Origin of the sequence: Streptomyces nodosus, from assembly GCF_008704995.1 — a bacterium.
GTDB classification, from domain to species: domain Bacteria; phylum Actinomycetota; class Actinomycetes; order Streptomycetales; family Streptomycetaceae; genus Streptomyces; species Streptomyces nodosus.
Map to the genome: position 1 here is coordinate 1,956,209 of NZ_CP023747.1, position 16,555 is coordinate 1,972,763.

Genomic DNA, 16,555 nt, shown 5'->3' on the forward strand with positions numbered 1-16,555 from the left:
CCGACCGGCCTGCGCGCCGGTATCCGCCGCCGCCCGCTGACCTGGTTCTTCGTCCTGGCCTATGTGCTCAGCTGGGCGGCATGGACCCCGTACGTGCTGTCCGACAACGGCCTGGGCATCCTGCACTTCGGCTTCCCCTCCCTGCTGGGCACCACCCAGCTGCTGGGCGTGCTGCCCGGCGCCTATCTCGGCCCGATCTTCTCCGCGTTCCTGGTGACCGCGACGGCCCAGGGCCGGCCCGGACTCCGCGCGTGGGCCGGCCGCCTGGCCAAGTGGCGGGTCAGCTGGCGCTGGTACGTCGCGGTCATCGTCGGGGTGCCAGCCGTGCTCACCCTCTCGCTGACCGCGCTGGGCGGCAGCGTCCCCGCCGCGCCGAGCGCCGCCCTGCTGGCCGCGTTCCTGCCCGGTCTGATCCTTCAGATGGTCACCACCGGCATCGCCGAGGAGCCCGGCTGGCGCGACTTCGTCATGCCCATCGTGCAGCGCCGTTACGGCCCGCTGGCCGGCACCCTGATCGTCGGCCCGCTGTGGGGCGCCTGGCACCTTCCGCTGTTCTGGACCGAGTGGGGCGGCCCACATGTGACCTGGGAGCAGCCGGTGGAGTTCATCCTCACCGCGATCGCCTTCAGCTTCGTGATGACCTGGGTGTTCAACCGCACCGGCGAGAGCCTGCCGCTGGCGATGCTGCTGCACACCGGCGTCAACAACTTCTTCTCCTTCGCCGCGGCGGGCATGTTCCCCGAACTGACCCAGCAGGACACCGTGCAGGCCTTCCTGGTCGCCTCCCTCGTCGTGGCCGCCGTCGTCCTGACCGCCACCCGCGGCAGGCTCGGCTACCGGAAGCCCCCCACGGTCACCGGCACCCACCCCGAGGCGACGGTCCGGCCCTGAACCGTCACTCCCCACCACCAGGGGCCCAGGCCGGTCACACACCGGCCTGGGCCCCTTCGTGTCTCCTGCGGGAGGGCGTCAGCCCCGGCGCCGTCGGGCCAGGACCAGCGCTCCGCCGCCCGCTCCCAGCAGGACCACCGAGCCGGCCGCGATGTACGGCGTCAGGGAACTGCCCCCGGTCTCCGCGAGGTTGGACTCCGCGTGGGCACCCTGGGCCTTCGCCTCGGTCTTGGGCGCGGTGTCGGCCGGGGTGTCGTCGGCGGGCGCGGCGGGCGCGGACTCCTCCGGGGACTCCTGGTCCGCCGGTGTGGTCGGGGCCGCCGGGGACTCGCAGGTCGCCCTGGCCAGGGTCACCGTGCCCTCGACCTCGGCCACATTGAGCTTCAGCGGGTTGACGGAGACCTTGAGCTCCAGGGCGCTGGCGGCGGCCGTGGTGGACGTGGTCTCGCGCTTGGACAGATCCAGCCGGACCTCGCCGACGCCCGGGACCTTGACGTCGGTGGTGCCGCCGGCGGTGAGCGACACCCGCTTGCCGAGCACCTTCACCGAGCCCAGGACGTTGGAGGTGGCGACCGGGGCCTCGCCCGCCTCGCAGGTGGCGGTGGAGGTGACCTGCTCGACCTCGATCAGGGACAGCAGGGGCAGGCCGGGGACATGGATCCGGGCGTGGGCCAGCTCGACCGTGCCCTCGGACTTGTCCTCCGAGGTCGTGGCGTCGGCCTTGGCCACGTCCGCGGCGAGCACGCTGAAGGGCCGCCCGTGGTCGACACCGTCGAGGCGGGCACTGAGCGCGGTCTGGTGGGCGCTCCGCGGCGCCTGGACCTCGTTGAGGGAGACCGCGAGCGGGACGTTCACGGTCTTGTTGAGCAGGGACACATCGAGCCCGGTGCGCAGCACGGAGGCGCTCGCTCGGCCCTCATGCGCACCGCTCGCCTGCGCGGAGCCCGCGCCGGCCAGCGTCACCGGACCGGCGGCCAGCGCGACGGCGGCGCAACGGCGCGCGGACATACGGAAGTTGTTGCCGTTCAAGTGGGACCCCCAGAAGGAATGCTTGGGACCCGGCAAGAATTACGCACCCAGAGTGAACGGTCAGCAATCCTGCGTTACTTCACTCCTTCGTGGGGTTTCCGTCCACCCTTTCGATTCCCCGGGCACCACTGTTCCCTCCGACCGCTCCAGTCCCCACGGAGCCGCCATCGATCGGTGGTCGGCAGAATCCCTCTCACACCTTCGGACAAACCCCAAGCCCAGTCCTACACCCAGCCACTGGAGCACCTCCGTCCATCACACCCGGAGTCAAGCGGAGACCAACTCACACCACACGACCTTCCCTCGATTTCCGCCTCTCGCCAAGGGCTGCCAACCCCACAGATCGGCGCACGCCCGGACCAGCCCGAGCCCCCGCCCCTCCTCCGCGTCGGCGACCCGCTCGGGTGGCACTGGCGGCTGCGGCGGTTCGGGGTCGGCGTCCCAGGCTCCGATCCGCAGCACCCCTGCCGACCAGCGCACGCGCAGCGCGGCTGGCCCCTTGGTGTGACGTACGGCGTTGGAGATCAGCTCAGTAGCGAGCAGTTCGGCGGTATCAGCCAGGCAAGTCAGTCCGTGCATGGCGAGGATGAGGCGGAGGGTCCGTCGGCTGATGGTGACCGCGCGAAGGTCATTGGGAATGTAGAGGCAGTACTCCCAAGGTTCGTTCACGTCTTCGGACATGCGTCAGCTCCGTTCGAGCGAGGTGGGAGGCTACGGACACGCGGCGGCATCGCCACAGCCGTCGAAACAAGACGGAGCAGCGCACTTTCGTACCGTGCCTGTTCCGTCACTGAAAGTAGGCCATAAATTTCAGTCCGTGCAAGCTGATCCCATAACCTGGCCCCGAACGAGTTGCCCGAGCAAGGACGTTGAAGGAAAGAAGGACGCCGTGCCAGCAAGACGGCACCCCACCGCACGTCAGGGACGCCTGGGTACTGAACTGCGGAAGCTGCGTGAGGCCGCAGGACTCAAGGCGACCGAGGTTGCGAGCCTGCTCGGCGCGAGTTCCGTCCAGATGAGCCAAATCGAATCCGCCATCTCAGGCGTGAGCGAGCAGCGGCTGCGCCGACTTGCGGCGCACTATGCCTGCACGGACGACGCGTTCATCGATGCCTTGGCAGCAATGGCGACCGACCGGACACGCGGTTGGTGGGCGGGGTACCGAACGCTGCTGCCCGCGCCGTTCCTCGACCTCGCCGAGCTGGAACACCACGCCACGTTCCTACAAGAAGTCGCACTGCCCTACATCCCCGGCTTGCTTCAGACGGAGGACTACGCCCGCGCGGTCTACTCCTTCAGGGTTCCCGAACTCCCCAAGCCAGAGCTTGAGTTGCGCGTCCGTCACCGGATGCAGCGAAAGGTGATCCTCAAGGAACCTACCCCAGTTCCCTATGAAGCAGTGATCCACGAAACGGCCCTGCGGATCAGAGTCAGCGACCGCAATACCTCCCGGGCCCAGCTTGCCGGCCTCCTGGAACTCTCCGAAGAACAACACATCACCCTGCGCGTCATCCCCTTCGATCTGGACGGCTTCGCCGGAGCCACCAGCACGATGAAATACGCGGGCGGCGCGATGCCCAGGCTCGACACGGTGGTTCGAGACGCACCCCACGGCACCGCGTTCATCGACTCAGAGGATCAACTGGACGCCTTTCGAACGCTCTTCCGTAAAGTGGAAGCCGTATCGCTCCCACCCGACCAGTCCCGTGACTTCATCCACAGGCTGGCGAAGGAATTATGAGGCGTCATGACCATGGCCACCCCCAGCAACTGGCGAAAGTCCTCCTACTCGGGCCCCGGCGACGGCAACGACTGTGTGGAGATCGCCAAGTCACCCACCCACGTATCCATACGCGACTCCAAGGCTCTGGCCAAGGCAACCCTCTCCTTCCCGACCAGAGCTTTCACCACCTTCGTCGAGGCCCTGAAAACTCACCCCACCAGCACAGACTCCGCCAGACTCCGAGGCTGATCCACTTCGCGCTTCCAGACCGTCACCAATTCACCTCCGCTCGCGCTGAGAGGACCTCTTCGCGACCGCGCTGATAGCCCGGCAGAACGGTTCACCTCCGCTCGCGCGGAGAGGACAGCTCCTGCACGCGGACGGGCGCCCGCACCTCCGGTTCACCTCCGCTCGCGCGGAGAGGACACCGTGCGGGCGGGCGCTCATGCCGCCACCTGCGGTTCACCTCCGCTCGCGCGGAGAGGACCCCTGTGCCATGCGGGCGACGACGGCCCAGTTCGGTTCACCTCCGCTCGCGCGGAGAGGACTCTTTCGCTGCCTCACCCGCGCGCGTCTGTGGCGGTTCACCTCCGCTCGCGCGGAGAGGACCCGCCCGGGAACTACGGCAGGTGATGACGGACCGGTTCACCTCCGCTCGCGCGGAGAGGACTGCCTCATCGACCGACTCTTTGACGTCGAAGACGGTTCACCTCCGCTCGCGCGGAGAGGACGGGCGTCCGGAGTTGCTGCCGGGGCTGTACACCGGTTCACCTCCGCTCGCGCGGAGAGGACACGCTGGTCATCCCGAAGACTCACGTGGAGGACGGTTCACCTCCGCTCGCGCGGAGAGGACCGGCCGTGGCCGACCAGCCAGATCTCCCCCTTCGGTTCACCTCCGCTCGCGCGGAGAGGACGCGCACCGCCCCCGTCCTCAAGCACTGGCTGGCGGTTCACCTCCGCTCGCGCGGAGAGGACCCTTTGCGACCTGCACTGCTATAGGGGCATTGCCAATTCTTTACTCGTGCCAACGGCAGGCATCAACACTTCCCGGGTGGTTAGCTCTTGCGGTCAGTGTAAGGCGCCCGCTTGCGATTCGGTTGGTGTTCTTGCTGTTCAGGGGCATTGTCAGTGGCTGCTGATAGCAAGTGGGTGCATGACGGAAGCTCAAGGCGTGCCCTCGGTCCCCGCGTGCCCTGACCCTCGGCTGTGGGGGAAGGAGCATGGGCTGAGCCAGCCCTACCCAGTGATGTGTCACCTGCTGGATGTGGCAGCGGCGTTCACGACGCTATGGGACGAGTTGCTGGGCGAGCGGACGCGTCTGCGTTTCGCCAAGCAGCTGGGTCTGCACGGGGAAGATTGCCGGTCGGTCTTGTCCCTCTGGGCGGGGCTGCATGACTTGGGAAAAATCACACCGGCATTCCAGGCTCAGATTCCCAAACTGTTCGACGCGGTGCGCGACGAGCCCGCGTACGTGTTCGCGCCGGGGGCGGAGCGGGACCGGGGATTTCGGCATGAGATGGCGACGCACTGGGCGCTTACCGGGCTGCTGACCGGTGTTGGGTATCCGAACCGGCGGATCAAGTCGTCGTCGGGCGGCTCCGGAGCGCCTCTGGCGCACTGGGTGGCGCAGCTTCTCGGTGGTCATCACGGCTTGTTCGGGACAGCACTGTCGGTTTCTCACATGCGCCAACCGAACCGGTACCAGGCGGGCCTCGGCGAGGACGGGTGGAATGAGCAGCGTCGCGTCCACTTCGAGCAACTGCGACGTGTGACAGGCGGCTGCGCGGTGCCGACGGGTGCTCTGTCCGCTGATCTTGCGGTGGTTCTGGCAGGGCTGGTGATCACTGCGGACTGGCTGGCGAGCCAGACGCACGCGATTGTGGGGGTGCGTCCCCCGACCACGTGGCAGGGCAGAACCGGGGAGATCGACGCGCATTTCGAGCGCGCTCAGGCTGCCGCGCCGGGGCTGGTGGCGGCGGCCCGGCTCGGACGGGCCAGGTTCGAGGCCGGGGACTTCGCTGAGATGTTCCCGTTCGAACCCAATCCGCTACAGGCGGATGTGGTGGCACATCTTCCTGGGCTGGTGGCCGAGCATGGCCCAGGCCTCGTGCTGGTGACGGCACCGACGGGGGACGGGAAGACGGAGGCCGCGCTGTATGCGGCATCCGTGCTCGGCAGGGCGGCCGGCACACGCGGTGTGTATGTGGCGTTGCCGACCATGGCGACCGCGGACGCGATGTTCGGGCGGGTCCGGACGTATGCCTCTCGTGCTCTCGGCGGCGAACGTGCGCTGACCCTGCTGCACTCCATGTCATGGCTCAATCCCCTGTACGGGCAGTCCGTGGAGGAAGTCTCGTACGGCGAACCGCAACAGCCGACGACGGGGATCAGCACTGACGGTGTGACGGCAGTGGAGGCGGACGCCTGGCTGCGCGGGCCGAAGCGCGGTTTCCTCGCCCCGCTGTCGGTGGGCACGATCGACCAGGTGCTGAGCGGCGTCCTGCCACTGCGCTACAACGTGCTGCGCCTGTTCGGCCTGTTCGAGAAGGTTTTCGTGGTCGACGAGGCCCACGCCTATGGGCCGTGGATGCACAAGCTGTTGTTGACCCTGTTGGAGTGGCTCGGCGCCTTTCGCGCCCCGGTGGCGCTGTTGTCGGCCACGCTGACCGGCAGTACCGCTGCGTCCCTGGTCAACGCCTACCGCCGTGGTGCCGGGTTCGTGGCGCCGGCCGTCATCGCACCCCGCTATCCGGGCTGGCTGTATGCGAGCGCAGAAAACGGTGAGGTGTCACTGCCGCGGACGACCAGTACCGGCCGGCCTCGCACACTGGACGTCGCCGTGCGCCGTGTGGCGTGGGACGTGCTGTCGGCGGACCCCGGGACAGCTGTGAGCCCTGGGGGGCGGCGGGCCGTGCTGAGGGAGGAGCTGCGGCCCGTGGTGGAGGAGGGAGGTACGGCGCTGGTGTGTTGTACAACGGTCACCGAAGCGCAGAGCACCTTCCGTGACCTGCGCGCCGCGTTCCCCGAGCTGGCGGCCCGGGACGGCGGGGTACGTCTCCTGCACTCCCGTTTTCCTGCCGAGACCCGGCAACGGATCACCGCGGAGTGCGAGGCCGCGTACGGGAAGCCCCAAGAGGGGGAGCCCGTGAGGCTGCGTGAGGCGTCGGTCCTGGTCGCCACGCAAGTGGTCGAGCAATCCCTCGATCTCGACTTCGACCTGGTCGTCAGCGATCTCGCGCCGCTGGCGCAGCTGCTGCAGCGTGCAGGTCGTGGCCGCCGCCACCGTAGGGGGCTGGGCGGGCGTCCGGCGTGGGCGCGGGCGGAGAACCGGCCGAGGCTGGTCGTCCTCGATCCGTTCCAGCGTCCGCAGAAGGCGGACAAGCCGCACAGCTGGGGGTCGGTTTACGACACCAGCCTGCTGATCCGTACCTCGCTCCTGCTGGAGGAGCATGTCGAAAGCGGGATCGTCGTGCCGAACGGCGTGCAGGAGCTCGTGGACGCTGTCTACGCTCCCGATTTCGTCGACGGGCTCGATACTGCCGTCGAACAGGAGTTGCGGCTGCTGGACGGTGAGCGCCTGGCATCGACCATGGCGGAGACGAGCCTGGCCGACATGGTCGGGATCAAGGGACCTGGTGACGTCCAGGGCAACCTGCACCTCATCAGCCGACAACTCGAAGGCGTCACCGAGGAACTGCTCACCACCCGGCTGGGCGCGGATACGGGCCGTGTGCTCTGCGTGTACGTCCAGGGCGACGGACGGCAAACTCTCGACGCAGTCGGTTCTCTCCCCCTGCCCGGTGCCGATGGACAGCCCTTGAACCAAGACGCCGTGGCCCGGATCGTCGCCCGTGTGGCACCAGTCCCCGGCAAGTGGGTCAGAAACAGCCGGACAAGCGAGCCCCCTGCCGCCTGGGATAAGAAGTCCGCGCTTCGGGATCTGGTGGTGCTGTCGATGACCAGGGCTGGCGACGGCCGGTGGAACTGTCGCTGCGGTGATCGGATGATCGTCACATCTGAGGTCGGTCTTGAGCAATTTTGACCGTTTTCTCGAAATGCGATTTGTACAACAGCAGCCTTTGTTAGCTTGCAACTACACCCAGTCCGGGGGGACTTGAGGAGTACCGCCTGCTTTCGCAGGCAGGGGGTCGGTTGCCTGGGCCATTTCACAACGGCAGCCGGTACACCCCCGCTCACGCAGGGACCCCGTATTCATTGTGTACCTCCTCGGGAGATCCATGCCCGCCACCGTGAACATCCTCTATGAACCGCTGTTTCCCGTGAGCTGGTCACCGGTGGCTGAGCACCACGCCGACGGCCCGTCAGCCCGTGTGGGCCTGCTCGACCTGCTACTGCGCAGTCACGAGATCGAGGGCCTCGCCGTCCCGGACGCACCCGCGCATTCCGCTCTGCTTCGCATCCTGTACGCGCTGACCGCACGGGTGACCGGCCTGGACGAGGCGCTGGAGGGCCCCGACGACTGGCAGTTGCTGCGTGATGAGGTTCTGGCAGACGGCTGTCTTCCCTGGAAGGGCATCGAGCGCTATTTCGCCCGCCACCGGGAGCGCTTCTTCCTGTTCGATCCGGAACCGGGCGGCCGGCCCTGGATGCAGGATCCACGATTGAGCGACCAGTGCGACCCGACCAGCACGGCCGGGGTGAACAAGCTGGTGGTGACGCGGCCCTCGGGCAACAACCACTCCTGGTTCAGGCACGTCCGCGACGCTTCCCCCGATGCGTCGACGGCGTCGGAGGCCGTTCTCAACCTGTTGACATGGCACTACTACGGGCCGTCGGGCCGTTGCTCGTCCCGCACGGTGAACGGCGTCACCACTGCCAGCGCCAAGGCCGGACCCCTGCGTACCAGTCTCTCGTATCACCCGGAGGGGGACACGCTCTTCGAAACCCTGCTGGCCGGCCTCGTCCCGCCGACGCGTGACGTGGCCGCGGAGCGCGACCTGTGTCCGTGGGAGTGGGACGACCTGCCCGACCCTGATGGACCCCCGCCCGTCCTGACGGGCCCGTGCTCGCGGCTGACGGCCGGTTCCATGCACGCCCTGTTGCTCGTCCCCGAGGAGGACGGCGAGGGGGTACGGGACGCTTACATCACCTGGGCCTACCGCACCGGGCGTCAGACCCGGCCGGACGACGACTATCTGATCTGGCAGATCAGCAAGCAGGGCAACGCCTACCCTCGGCCCGCCGACTCCGGCCGGGCGCTGTGGCGGGACCTGGACGCACTGCTGCTGATCGATCCGCCCGGCGTCGCGCAGCCACGGCGACCCACCGTCTTCGAGTGGGCCGTCGAGGTCTCGGCCGAACTGCGGGTTCACGCCTTGGGCTTCGAGCAGGACGGGCAGGCCAAGGACACCCAGTTCGTGGACGCTGTCACGCCGCCTGTGCTCGGCTTCGTGGAAAAGCGCTCGGCTCGCACTCAGCCCGCCGTGGGACGCCTGCGGGCGCTGGGAGAGCGGTTCGGCAGCCGACTGGACCGGGCTCTGCGCCGGGCCTGGCGGACCTATGTGAATGATCCGAAGGACAGCGCGCACGCCTGGGCCCAGGAGGGAGCCGGCCGGTACTGGCCCGCCGCCGAACGAGAGTTCTGGGATCGGTTCGGCCTGCTGGACCGGACAGGGACCGCGCTCGACGGCGGCCTCGACGCTACGGCAGCCCGGACGGCGTTCCTCCGGCTGGCCGTGCGCGCCTTCGACGACGTCACGGCCTCAGCCGCCCGTACCCAGCGGGGCGCGAAAGCGGTGGAGGAAGCCCGCATAGAACTGTTCGGCGACCGCCGTAGCAAGCCCGTCCGCCCCGACGCCGCATAAGGCTGCACAACAGCGAAGGAGACTCACCGGTGACCACCGTTTCACACCCGACCGCGACCGTCCCCGCCCAGCGGTCCGCTGGTACCACCGCCCGGCTCGCCGACTACCAGAAGTTCACGGCTGCGGTTCTGCGCACGTGCGAGAGCGACCCGGGTGCCCGCGCCGCTCTGCGCTCCGGCGTGGGCAAGAACCTCGATGCGGTACCGCGCATGCACCGCATCATCGCCCACCTTGTCCCGGCGAACGCCGGTGCGGCTACGGAGAGGGCGTACTACGCCGTCGCAGCCATGATCGCCGAACAGGCCCGCAGAAGGGGCACCACCAACGAAACGGCCGACGATACCTGCAGCGAAGCTGTCGAGCCCAGCGGCGAGGAGACCCCGGCAAAAGCGCCGACGCCCACCGGGAAGAACGACGACGGCGTACGAGAGTACGGCACGAGCCTCGGAGCTTCCTTCGCCCTGGCCGTAGTCGACAGTCCCGGACGGGAACGCCAGATGCGGCGCGGCACGGCGGAGAGCCGTCTGAACATCCTCTGCAAGCAGGGCACCACGGGCCTGCATCGACACCTCCCCGCCTCCGTTCGCTACCTGCGGTCCCTGGACGTTCTCGTCGACTGGGCGCGGCTCCTCCAGGACCTCGACGACTGGCACCGGCGCTCCGGACACGTCACGCGCCGCTGGCTGCAGGACTTCTATCGCCGCTGCCAGGAGGATGCCCGCCGCGAAGCAAACAGGAACGACACCCACAAGCCGACGGACGCCACTGACGCCTGACCTGTTCGCCCCGCCCCGCACATGGCGGCGCACACACCGGTACCCACCCGCGTTGTCCAGCAAGGAGCACTCATGACCGCGAAGCCTTCCGCCCGTTTCCTCTGCGCCCACGTTCTGCAGACCGTGCCGTTCGCCAACCTCAACCGCGACGACACCAACTCCGTCAAGACCGTCCAGTACGGAGGCGTCCTACGCACCCGTGTCTCCAGCCAGTGCTGGAAGCGAGCGGTGCGGACCGACTTCCAGCAGCGCATCGGGCAGACCGCGCTGCGCACCCGACGGATCGGCGAGCGTGTTTCCCGCCTGCTGACCGAAGAACGCGGCTGGCCCGAGGACCTGGCCGCCAGGGCCGGCGCGCACTTGGCCGTCGCCAGCGGGATCAAGTTCGAACTGGAGGAGAAGGAGAAGCAGGTCCAGGTCAACAAGGTCATCGGCAACGCGCTGGTGTATGTGCCGCAGACCGCTGTCGACGAACTCGCCGACCTGGCAGAGGAGCACCGGGCGGATCTGGAGAAGGCCAAGGACATCAAGAAGTCCAACGACAAGAGCATCCTGCCCAAGGATCGGGTGACCGCCGTCCTGCGGACCCGCAACGGCGTGATCAGCGTCTTCGGAAGGATGCTCGCCGAGGTCGACAACGCGGGCGTCGACGGTGCCGTCCAGGTCGCCCACGTCATGACCACCCACGCCACCGACATCGAAATCGACTATTTCTCCGCCGTCGACGACGTCACCGACGACTGGAACGACTCGACCGGCAGCGGCCACATGGGCCACGCCGAGTTCAGCGCCGGCACGTTCTACCGCTACGCCACCATCGACCTGGAAGAACTCGCCGACAACCTCGGCGCGGACACGAAGGCGGCTCGGGAACTGGCCGAAGCCTTCCTCCACTCCTTCGTCACGTCACTGCCACAGGCCAAGAAGAACTCCACCGCCCCCAACACCGTGCCGGACCTCATCCATCTCACCGTCCGCGCCGACCGGCCGCTCTCCCTCGCCGCGGCCTTCGAGAAGCCCGTCCAGATGGCCCAGGACGGCGGATATGCCGCCGCCTCCCGCGACGCTCTCGCCCAGTACGCGGACGCCGTAAACACGTTCATGGGCGATGACGGCATTCTGCTGGCCGGCTGGACCGGCCTGGACGCAAAGGACCACACCGGCCTCGGTGACCGTCATACCGCCCTCAACGCCCTGGTCACCGCCGCCATCGAGACGGCGTTCGTCGTCGGCGACTCCGGGGCCGCCGAGTGAACGCCGAGCCCGCCGCCGCAGCCCCCGGGCTGCTGCTCCACTGCAGCGGCCCGTTGCAGTCCTGGGGCCACCACAGTCACTTCAATCAGCGTGACACCGCAGCGTTCCCGACCCGCTCCGGCATCATCGGCCTCCTTGCCGCGGCCCTGGGCCACAGCCGGACCGAGCCGATCGACGGTCTCGCCCACCTGCGGATCACCGTCCGCGTGGACCGCCCGGGCGTTGTCCTGCGCGACCTGCACACCGTCGGCGGCGGCCTGCCGCCCTCCGGGACCGTGACCACGGCCCAGGGCAAAAAACGCTCCGGAGACACCACCACTCTGCTCTCCCACCGCCACTACCTCGCCGACGCCGCGTTCACCGTCGCCCTCACGCCCTCGCCGGACACCCCCGCACATGTCGGCCTCCTCCAGGAGTGCGCAGAAGCCTTACGTGCTCCGCGTTGGCCGCTCTACCTCGGCCGACGCGCCTGTCCCCCGACCGGCCCCCTGCTGCTGAGCTTCTTCGACGACGCCCTCCACCACCTGGTACGGCTCCCTGTCGCCGCCACCGCCCCCCGCCCCGGCGGCCCCACCCGTGTTGTGGAGTTCCTGGCCGACCAGCCGCTCGACAGGCTCCCCCTGCCTGCCGACACCGCCGCCTCCGACCCGGCCGAGGCGGCCCACCCGACAGCACGCATCAACGATCAGCCCACCACTTTCCACCCACGTCTGCGCACCTATCAGGCACGGCCCCTGTACCGGCGCACCTTCACCCCGCCCTCCGGACAGTGGGGCGGACTCGGCACCGACTACCTCACCAGCCTGGCCGCCTACCTGGAACAGGCCCTGCCCACCGGCGAAGGGAGCAGGCGATGAGCGCCCTCTGGCTGACCCGCATCGTCCCTCATCCCGCCTCTCGCGACGCGCGCCGTGACCTGGCAGACGCCGTCGCGCTCCATCGGCGGCTGATGTCGCTCTTCCCCGACGGCGCCGGAGACGACCCTCGCGCCACCCTCGGCGTCCTCCACCGCACCGACGACGCCCCTACCGGTCCCAGCGTTCTTCTGCAGTCCCGTCACCAGCCCGATCTTGGCCGCCTGCCTGAGCACTACGGCCAGGCCGTCACCCGCACGCTCGACCCCCTCCTATCCGCACTGCGCTCCGGAGCACACATCAACTTCCGCTGCACCGCCAGCCCGGTGCGCAAGCCCGGCGCCACCACCCGTGCCCTGTACAACCTCCCGGCTGTCGTCCCGCTCCACGGCGCCCACGCCGAGCAGTGGTGGCTGAGGCAGGCGGACACCGCCGGGCTGAAGGTCCTGACCCTGCATGCCCAGCCCCTCGACAGCGCCACCGGAGTCCGTGGCAAGCGCGGCAGCGGGGACCAGCAGCGCGTCCGCCATGCCCGCACACGCTTCGACGGCACCGCCGTCATCATCGACTCCGACCTGCTCCGCACGAAGATCGCTGAAGGTATCGGGCGGGGCAAGGCCTACGGCTGCGGCCTGCTGACCATCGCGCCCTCCCACGGCGGCGCAGTATGAAGGCGCCCTCGGGCATCGACGCCCGCCGACGGCTCGCAGCCCCCACCGTGGCCATGCTGCCCCGCGTCACCGACTCCCTGTCCTTCCTCTATCTGGACGTCGTCCGCGTCCTCCAGGACGACACCGGAGTCTGCGCCGAGGTGACCAGCGAACGACACGGCAGGCAAACCGTGTACCTGCCCACTGCCGCGCTCAGTTGCGTCCTCCTCGGTCCAGGAACATCCATCACGGCGCGAGCGCTTGCCACCCTGGCCCGGCACGGCACCACGGTCCTGGTCACCGGGTCCGGCGGCGTCCGCTGCTATGCCGGAGCCCAGCCGGACTCCCTGAGCACCACCTGGCTCGAACGTCAGGTCCGCGCCTGGGCCGACGACAGCCTTCGCCTCGTGGTGGCCACCGCTATGTACGAAAAACGCTTCGGCGGCGGCACCGTCCCGCCTGGCACCACGCTGGAACAACTACGCGGCATGGAAGGTCAACGCGTCAAAGCCCAGTACCGGATCCTCGCCCAGCAGTACAAAATCGGCCGCTTCCGCCGCGCCTATGACCCCGCGCAATGGCACGGCCAAGACCCCGTCAACCTCGCCCTGTCCTCAGCCAACACCTGCCTGTACGGCATCGTCCACGCCGCCGTCCTCGCCCTCGGATGCTCTCCCGCCCTGGGCTTCGTCCACAGCGGCAACCAGCAGGCCCTCGTCTACGACATCGCCGACCTCTACAAGGCCGAACTCACCATCCCCCTGGCCTTCTCCCTCCACGCCGCCACCAACCCCGAAGCGGAAGCCCGCCGCTCCTTCCGTGAGGGTCTGCGCCTCTTCCGGCTCCTGCCACGCATCGTCCACGACCTCCAGGATCTGCTCGACCCCAGCGGCGACAGAGAGGTCCCCGATCCCGAGGAACAACTGGTCGACCTGTGGGACCCGGTAGCCGGGTCTCTCCCCGGCGGGGCCAACCATGGAACCGGATCATGAGCCCCGCCCAAGGGGAGGTACAGCCGCCGTGGCCTCGATGATCGTCCTCGCAGCCTCCGCCGTCCCCGACCACCTACGCGGTGCCCTCACCCGCTGGCTCCTCGAAGTCACACCCGAGCTGTACATCGGCACGGTCTCCGCTCGCGTTCGCGACGAACTCTGGGAATCCGTCACCGCCTGCGCCGACAGCGGCACCGCCGTTCTGGCCTATCCCAGCGACAACGAACAGGGCTTCGAACTTCGCACTGCCGGCGACCAACGCCGCGTCCCGGTCGATTTCGACGGACTGACACTCGTATCATTCACACGAGATAGCAAAGAGATGGCAAACCTGCTTTAGCCCTGCAGGTCACAAAGGGTCCTCTCCGCGCGAGCGGAGGTGAGTCGTCTTCGACGTGAAAGAGTCCGTCGACGACGCTGTCCTCTCCGCGCGAGCGGAGGTGAGTCGGTCCCGGAGGTGGTCCTGTCACCGTCCGCGAAGTCCTCTCCGCGCGAGCGGAGGTGAGTCGTCGGTGAAAAGTACAGCTGTCATCGCGTGCCAGTCCTCTCCGCGCGAGCGGAGGTGAGTCGACCGCGTGACTGCTCCCGTTCGGGTGGGCCCGGTCCTCTCCGCGCGAGCGGAGGTGAGTCGTAATCGGAGCAGAACATGCCCTACATCACCGTGTCCTCTCCGCGCGAGCGGAGGTGAGTCGCAGGCCCCCAGGTTGCTGCGGGTGATGCGCAAGTCCTCTCCGCGCGAGCGGAGGTGAGTCGTACAGGTCGAAAGCGAGCCTGCGGAGGTCGGTGTCCTCTCCGCGCGAGCGGAGGTGAGTCGCGTTCATCACCGCCGCCCGGCAGGCGCAGCAGGTCCTCTCCGCGCGAGCGGAGGTGAGTCGACGTCGCCACCACCGTAGACGGCCCCGGCCCGGTCCTCTCCGCGCGAGCGGAGGTGAGTCGGCACTCCGAGACCAGGCAAAGGCAGCCGAGCGGTCCTCTCCGCGCGAGCGGAGGTGAGTCGTTTCTCGGGTCCGAAGTCGTCGGGCGTCTCGAGTCCTCTCCGCGCGAGCGGAGGTGAGTCGGACACTTCGCCCCCGCCTCCGCCGAGAGGTTCGTCCTCTCCGCGCGAGCGGAGGTGAGTCGGGAGTACCGATACGGTCAGCGCTCGCACAGGCGTCCTCTCCGCGCGAACGGAGGTGAGTCGGTGTCCGACGCCGTGATCGGGGTGCTGTTCGGGTCCTCTCCGCGCGAGCGGAGGTGAGTCGATCACTGCGAGGCACCCGCCGAGGTCCCGGAGGTCCTCTCCGCGCGAGCGGAGGTGAGTCGTCCACGTCAGTCTCCAGTCGTTGGGGGCTGGTGTCCTCTCCGCGCGAGCGGAGGTGAGCAGGCGGTCACGATGTCGAGATCACCGATGGCGTGAACCGGCCCTCACCCCGTTGGACGGGCAGGGGCTGTGGGTCTCGGGGCCCCGAAAGGGCCCCAGCAGGTTGTCAGCCGACCACCCGCCCATTCAGCACCACCCGTCGCGGGGCCGCCAGGACGCGTACGTCGGTGCGGGGGTCCTCGTCGTAGACCACGAGGTCGGCCGGGGCGCCCTCCTCCAGGCCGGGGCGGCCCAGCCAGCGGTGGGCGGACCAGGTGGTCGCCGAGAGGGCCTGGAGGGGCGGGATGCCGGCCGTCACCAGTTCCTCGACCTCAGCCGCCACCAGGCCGTGAGGGAGCGAGCCCCCGGCGTCCGTCCCCACATACACCGGGATCCCGGCGTCATAGGCGGCGCGCACGGTGTCGTAGCGGCCTTCGTGGAGTCGTCGCATATGGGCCGACCAGCGCGGGAACTTGGTCTCGCCGCCGTCCGCGAGGCGGGGGAAGGTCGCGATGTTGACCAGGGTGGGGACGATCGCGACGCCCCGCTCCGCGAACAGCGGAATCGTCTCCTCGGTCAGCCCGGTGGCGTGCTCGACGCAGTCGATGCCGGCCTCGACCAGGTCCCGCAGCGAGTCCTCGGCGAAGCAGTGCGCGGTGACCCGGGCGCCCAGCCGGTGCGCCTCGGCGATCGCGGCCTCCACCGCGCCGCGCGGCCAGCAGGCGGTCAGGTCCCCGGCCTCCCGGTCGATCCAGTCGCCGACCAGCTTGACCCAGCCGTCGCCGCGCCGGGCCTCCTGGGCGACATAGGCGACCAGGTCCTCGGGTTCGACCTCCCAGGCGTAGTTGCGGATGTAGCGGCGGGTGCGGGCGATGTGCCGGCCGGCCCGGATGATCTTCGGGAGGTCCTCGCGGTCGTCGATCCAGCGGGTGTCGGAGGGGGAACCCGCGTCGCGGATCAGCAGGGTGCCGGCGTCCCGGTCGGTGAGCGCCTGCTTCTCGGAGACGTCCGCGGGTACCGGGCCGTGGGCGTCCAGACCGACATGGCAGTGCGCGTCGACCAGCCCCGGGAGCGCCCAGCCCTCGACGGTACGGACGTCCTGGGCGCCGGCGGGCCGGTCGTAGGAGATCCGGCCGCCGACGACCCACAGCTCGTCGCGGACCTCCTGCGGCCCGACGAGCATCCGTCCCTTCACGTGCAGCACCGCGTGATCGCTCATGTA

At 68.9% G+C, this 16,555-nt stretch carries 14 protein-coding genes and 2 CRISPR repeat arrays; of the genes, 11 read left to right on the top strand and 3 right to left on the bottom strand.

The window, feature by feature from the left end:
• Nucleotides 1-9: 9 nt before the first annotated feature.
• Nucleotides 10-891, top strand: coding sequence for a CPBP family intramembrane glutamic endopeptidase (locus tag CP978_RS08935; protein WP_221501228.1), 882 nt, complete (start codon nucleotides 10-12; stop codon nucleotides 889-891).
• A 78-nt stretch (nucleotides 892-969) separates the two neighbouring features.
• Here CP978_RS08935 and CP978_RS08940 read toward each other — a convergent pair whose 3' ends face one another.
• Together CP978_RS08940 and CP978_RS08945 are read right to left on the bottom strand one after the other, a co-directional pair.
• Entirely contained in the window at nucleotides 970-1,920 is a 951-nt protein-coding gene (locus CP978_RS08940) for an SCO1860 family LAETG-anchored protein (RefSeq protein WP_043448306.1), read from the bottom strand.
• Nucleotides 1,921-2,187: 267 nt separating this feature from the next.
• Nucleotides 2,188-2,601, bottom strand: coding sequence for an ATP-binding protein (locus CP978_RS08945; RefSeq protein WP_043439187.1), 414 nt, complete (start codon nucleotides 2,599-2,601; stop codon nucleotides 2,188-2,190).
• Between the two features lie 208 nt (nucleotides 2,602-2,809).
• On the opposite strand from CP978_RS08945, the gene CP978_RS08950 reads away from it, so the two are divergent.
• The 10 genes from CP978_RS08950 to cas2e all read left to right on the top strand — a co-directional run bounded on the left by CP978_RS08950 (nucleotide 2,810) and on the right by cas2e (nucleotide 14,334).
• Nucleotides 2,810-3,661: a helix-turn-helix domain-containing protein gene (locus tag CP978_RS08950; protein ID WP_043439189.1), complete on the top strand. Its 852-nt coding sequence runs from the start codon at nucleotides 2,810-2,812 to the stop codon at nucleotides 3,659-3,661.
• A gap of 12 nt (nucleotides 3,662-3,673) precedes the next feature.
• On the top strand, nucleotides 3,674-3,892 hold the full coding sequence (locus CP978_RS08955; RefSeq protein WP_043448308.1) for a DUF397 domain-containing protein: 219 nt from the start codon (nucleotides 3,674-3,676) through the stop codon (nucleotides 3,890-3,892).
• A 26-nt stretch (nucleotides 3,893-3,918) separates the two neighbouring features.
• A CRISPR array of direct repeats spans nucleotides 3,919-4,618; the repeat unit is 29 nt; unit sequence CGGTTCACCTCCGCTCGCGCGGAGAGGAC.
• Between the two features lie 178 nt (nucleotides 4,619-4,796).
• Complete coding sequence (locus CP978_RS08960) at nucleotides 4,797-7,685, top strand: CRISPR-associated endonuclease Cas3'' (protein ID WP_043439191.1); 2,889 nt, start codon at nucleotides 4,797-4,799, stop codon at nucleotides 7,683-7,685.
• Between the two features lie 196 nt (nucleotides 7,686-7,881).
• Entirely contained in the window at nucleotides 7,882-9,468 is a 1,587-nt protein-coding gene (casA, locus tag CP978_RS08965; protein WP_043439194.1) for a type I-E CRISPR-associated protein Cse1/CasA, read from the top strand.
• A 29-nt stretch (nucleotides 9,469-9,497) separates the two neighbouring features.
• On the top strand, nucleotides 9,498-10,244 hold the full coding sequence (gene casB, locus CP978_RS08970; protein WP_242647120.1) for a type I-E CRISPR-associated protein Cse2/CasB: 747 nt from the start codon (nucleotides 9,498-9,500) through the stop codon (nucleotides 10,242-10,244).
• Nucleotides 10,245-10,316: 72 nt separating this feature from the next.
• Complete coding sequence (gene cas7e / locus CP978_RS08975; RefSeq protein ID WP_150478172.1) at nucleotides 10,317-11,498, top strand: type I-E CRISPR-associated protein Cas7/Cse4/CasC; 1,182 nt, start codon at nucleotides 10,317-10,319, stop codon at nucleotides 11,496-11,498.
• Nucleotides 11,495-12,355, top strand: a complete 861-nt coding sequence (gene cas5e, locus CP978_RS08980; RefSeq protein ID WP_043439196.1) for a type I-E CRISPR-associated protein Cas5/CasD — start codon at nucleotides 11,495-11,497, stop codon at nucleotides 12,353-12,355. The genes cas7e and cas5e overlap by 4 nt, the downstream gene beginning before the upstream one ends.
• Nucleotides 12,352-13,023: a type I-E CRISPR-associated protein Cas6/Cse3/CasE gene (cas6e, locus tag CP978_RS08985; RefSeq protein WP_043439199.1), complete on the top strand. Its 672-nt coding sequence runs from the start codon at nucleotides 12,352-12,354 to the stop codon at nucleotides 13,021-13,023. The genes cas5e and cas6e overlap by 4 nt, the downstream gene beginning before the upstream one ends.
• Entirely contained in the window at nucleotides 13,020-13,994 is a 975-nt protein-coding gene (gene cas1e, locus CP978_RS08990) for a type I-E CRISPR-associated endonuclease Cas1e (protein WP_043439202.1), read from the top strand. The genes cas6e and cas1e overlap by 4 nt, the downstream gene beginning before the upstream one ends.
• 28 nt (nucleotides 13,995-14,022) lie before the next feature.
• Nucleotides 14,023-14,334 (top strand): type I-E CRISPR-associated endoribonuclease Cas2e, encoded by a 312-nt coding sequence (gene cas2e, locus CP978_RS08995; protein WP_043439204.1) that lies wholly within the window; start codon nucleotides 14,023-14,025, stop codon nucleotides 14,332-14,334.
• 18 nt (nucleotides 14,335-14,352) lie between these two features.
• Nucleotides 14,353-15,357: direct repeats of the CRISPR family, unit length 29 nt; unit sequence GTCCTCTCCGCGCGAGCGGAGGTGAGTCG.
• A gap of 103 nt (nucleotides 15,358-15,460) precedes the next feature.
• Here the strand turns inward: cas2e and CP978_RS09000 are convergent.
• A complete protein-coding gene (locus CP978_RS09000; protein ID WP_043439205.1) occupies nucleotides 15,461-16,552 on the bottom strand; it encodes an amidohydrolase family protein in 1,092 nt (363 codons plus the stop codon).
• Nucleotides 16,553-16,555 lie beyond the last annotated feature (3 nt).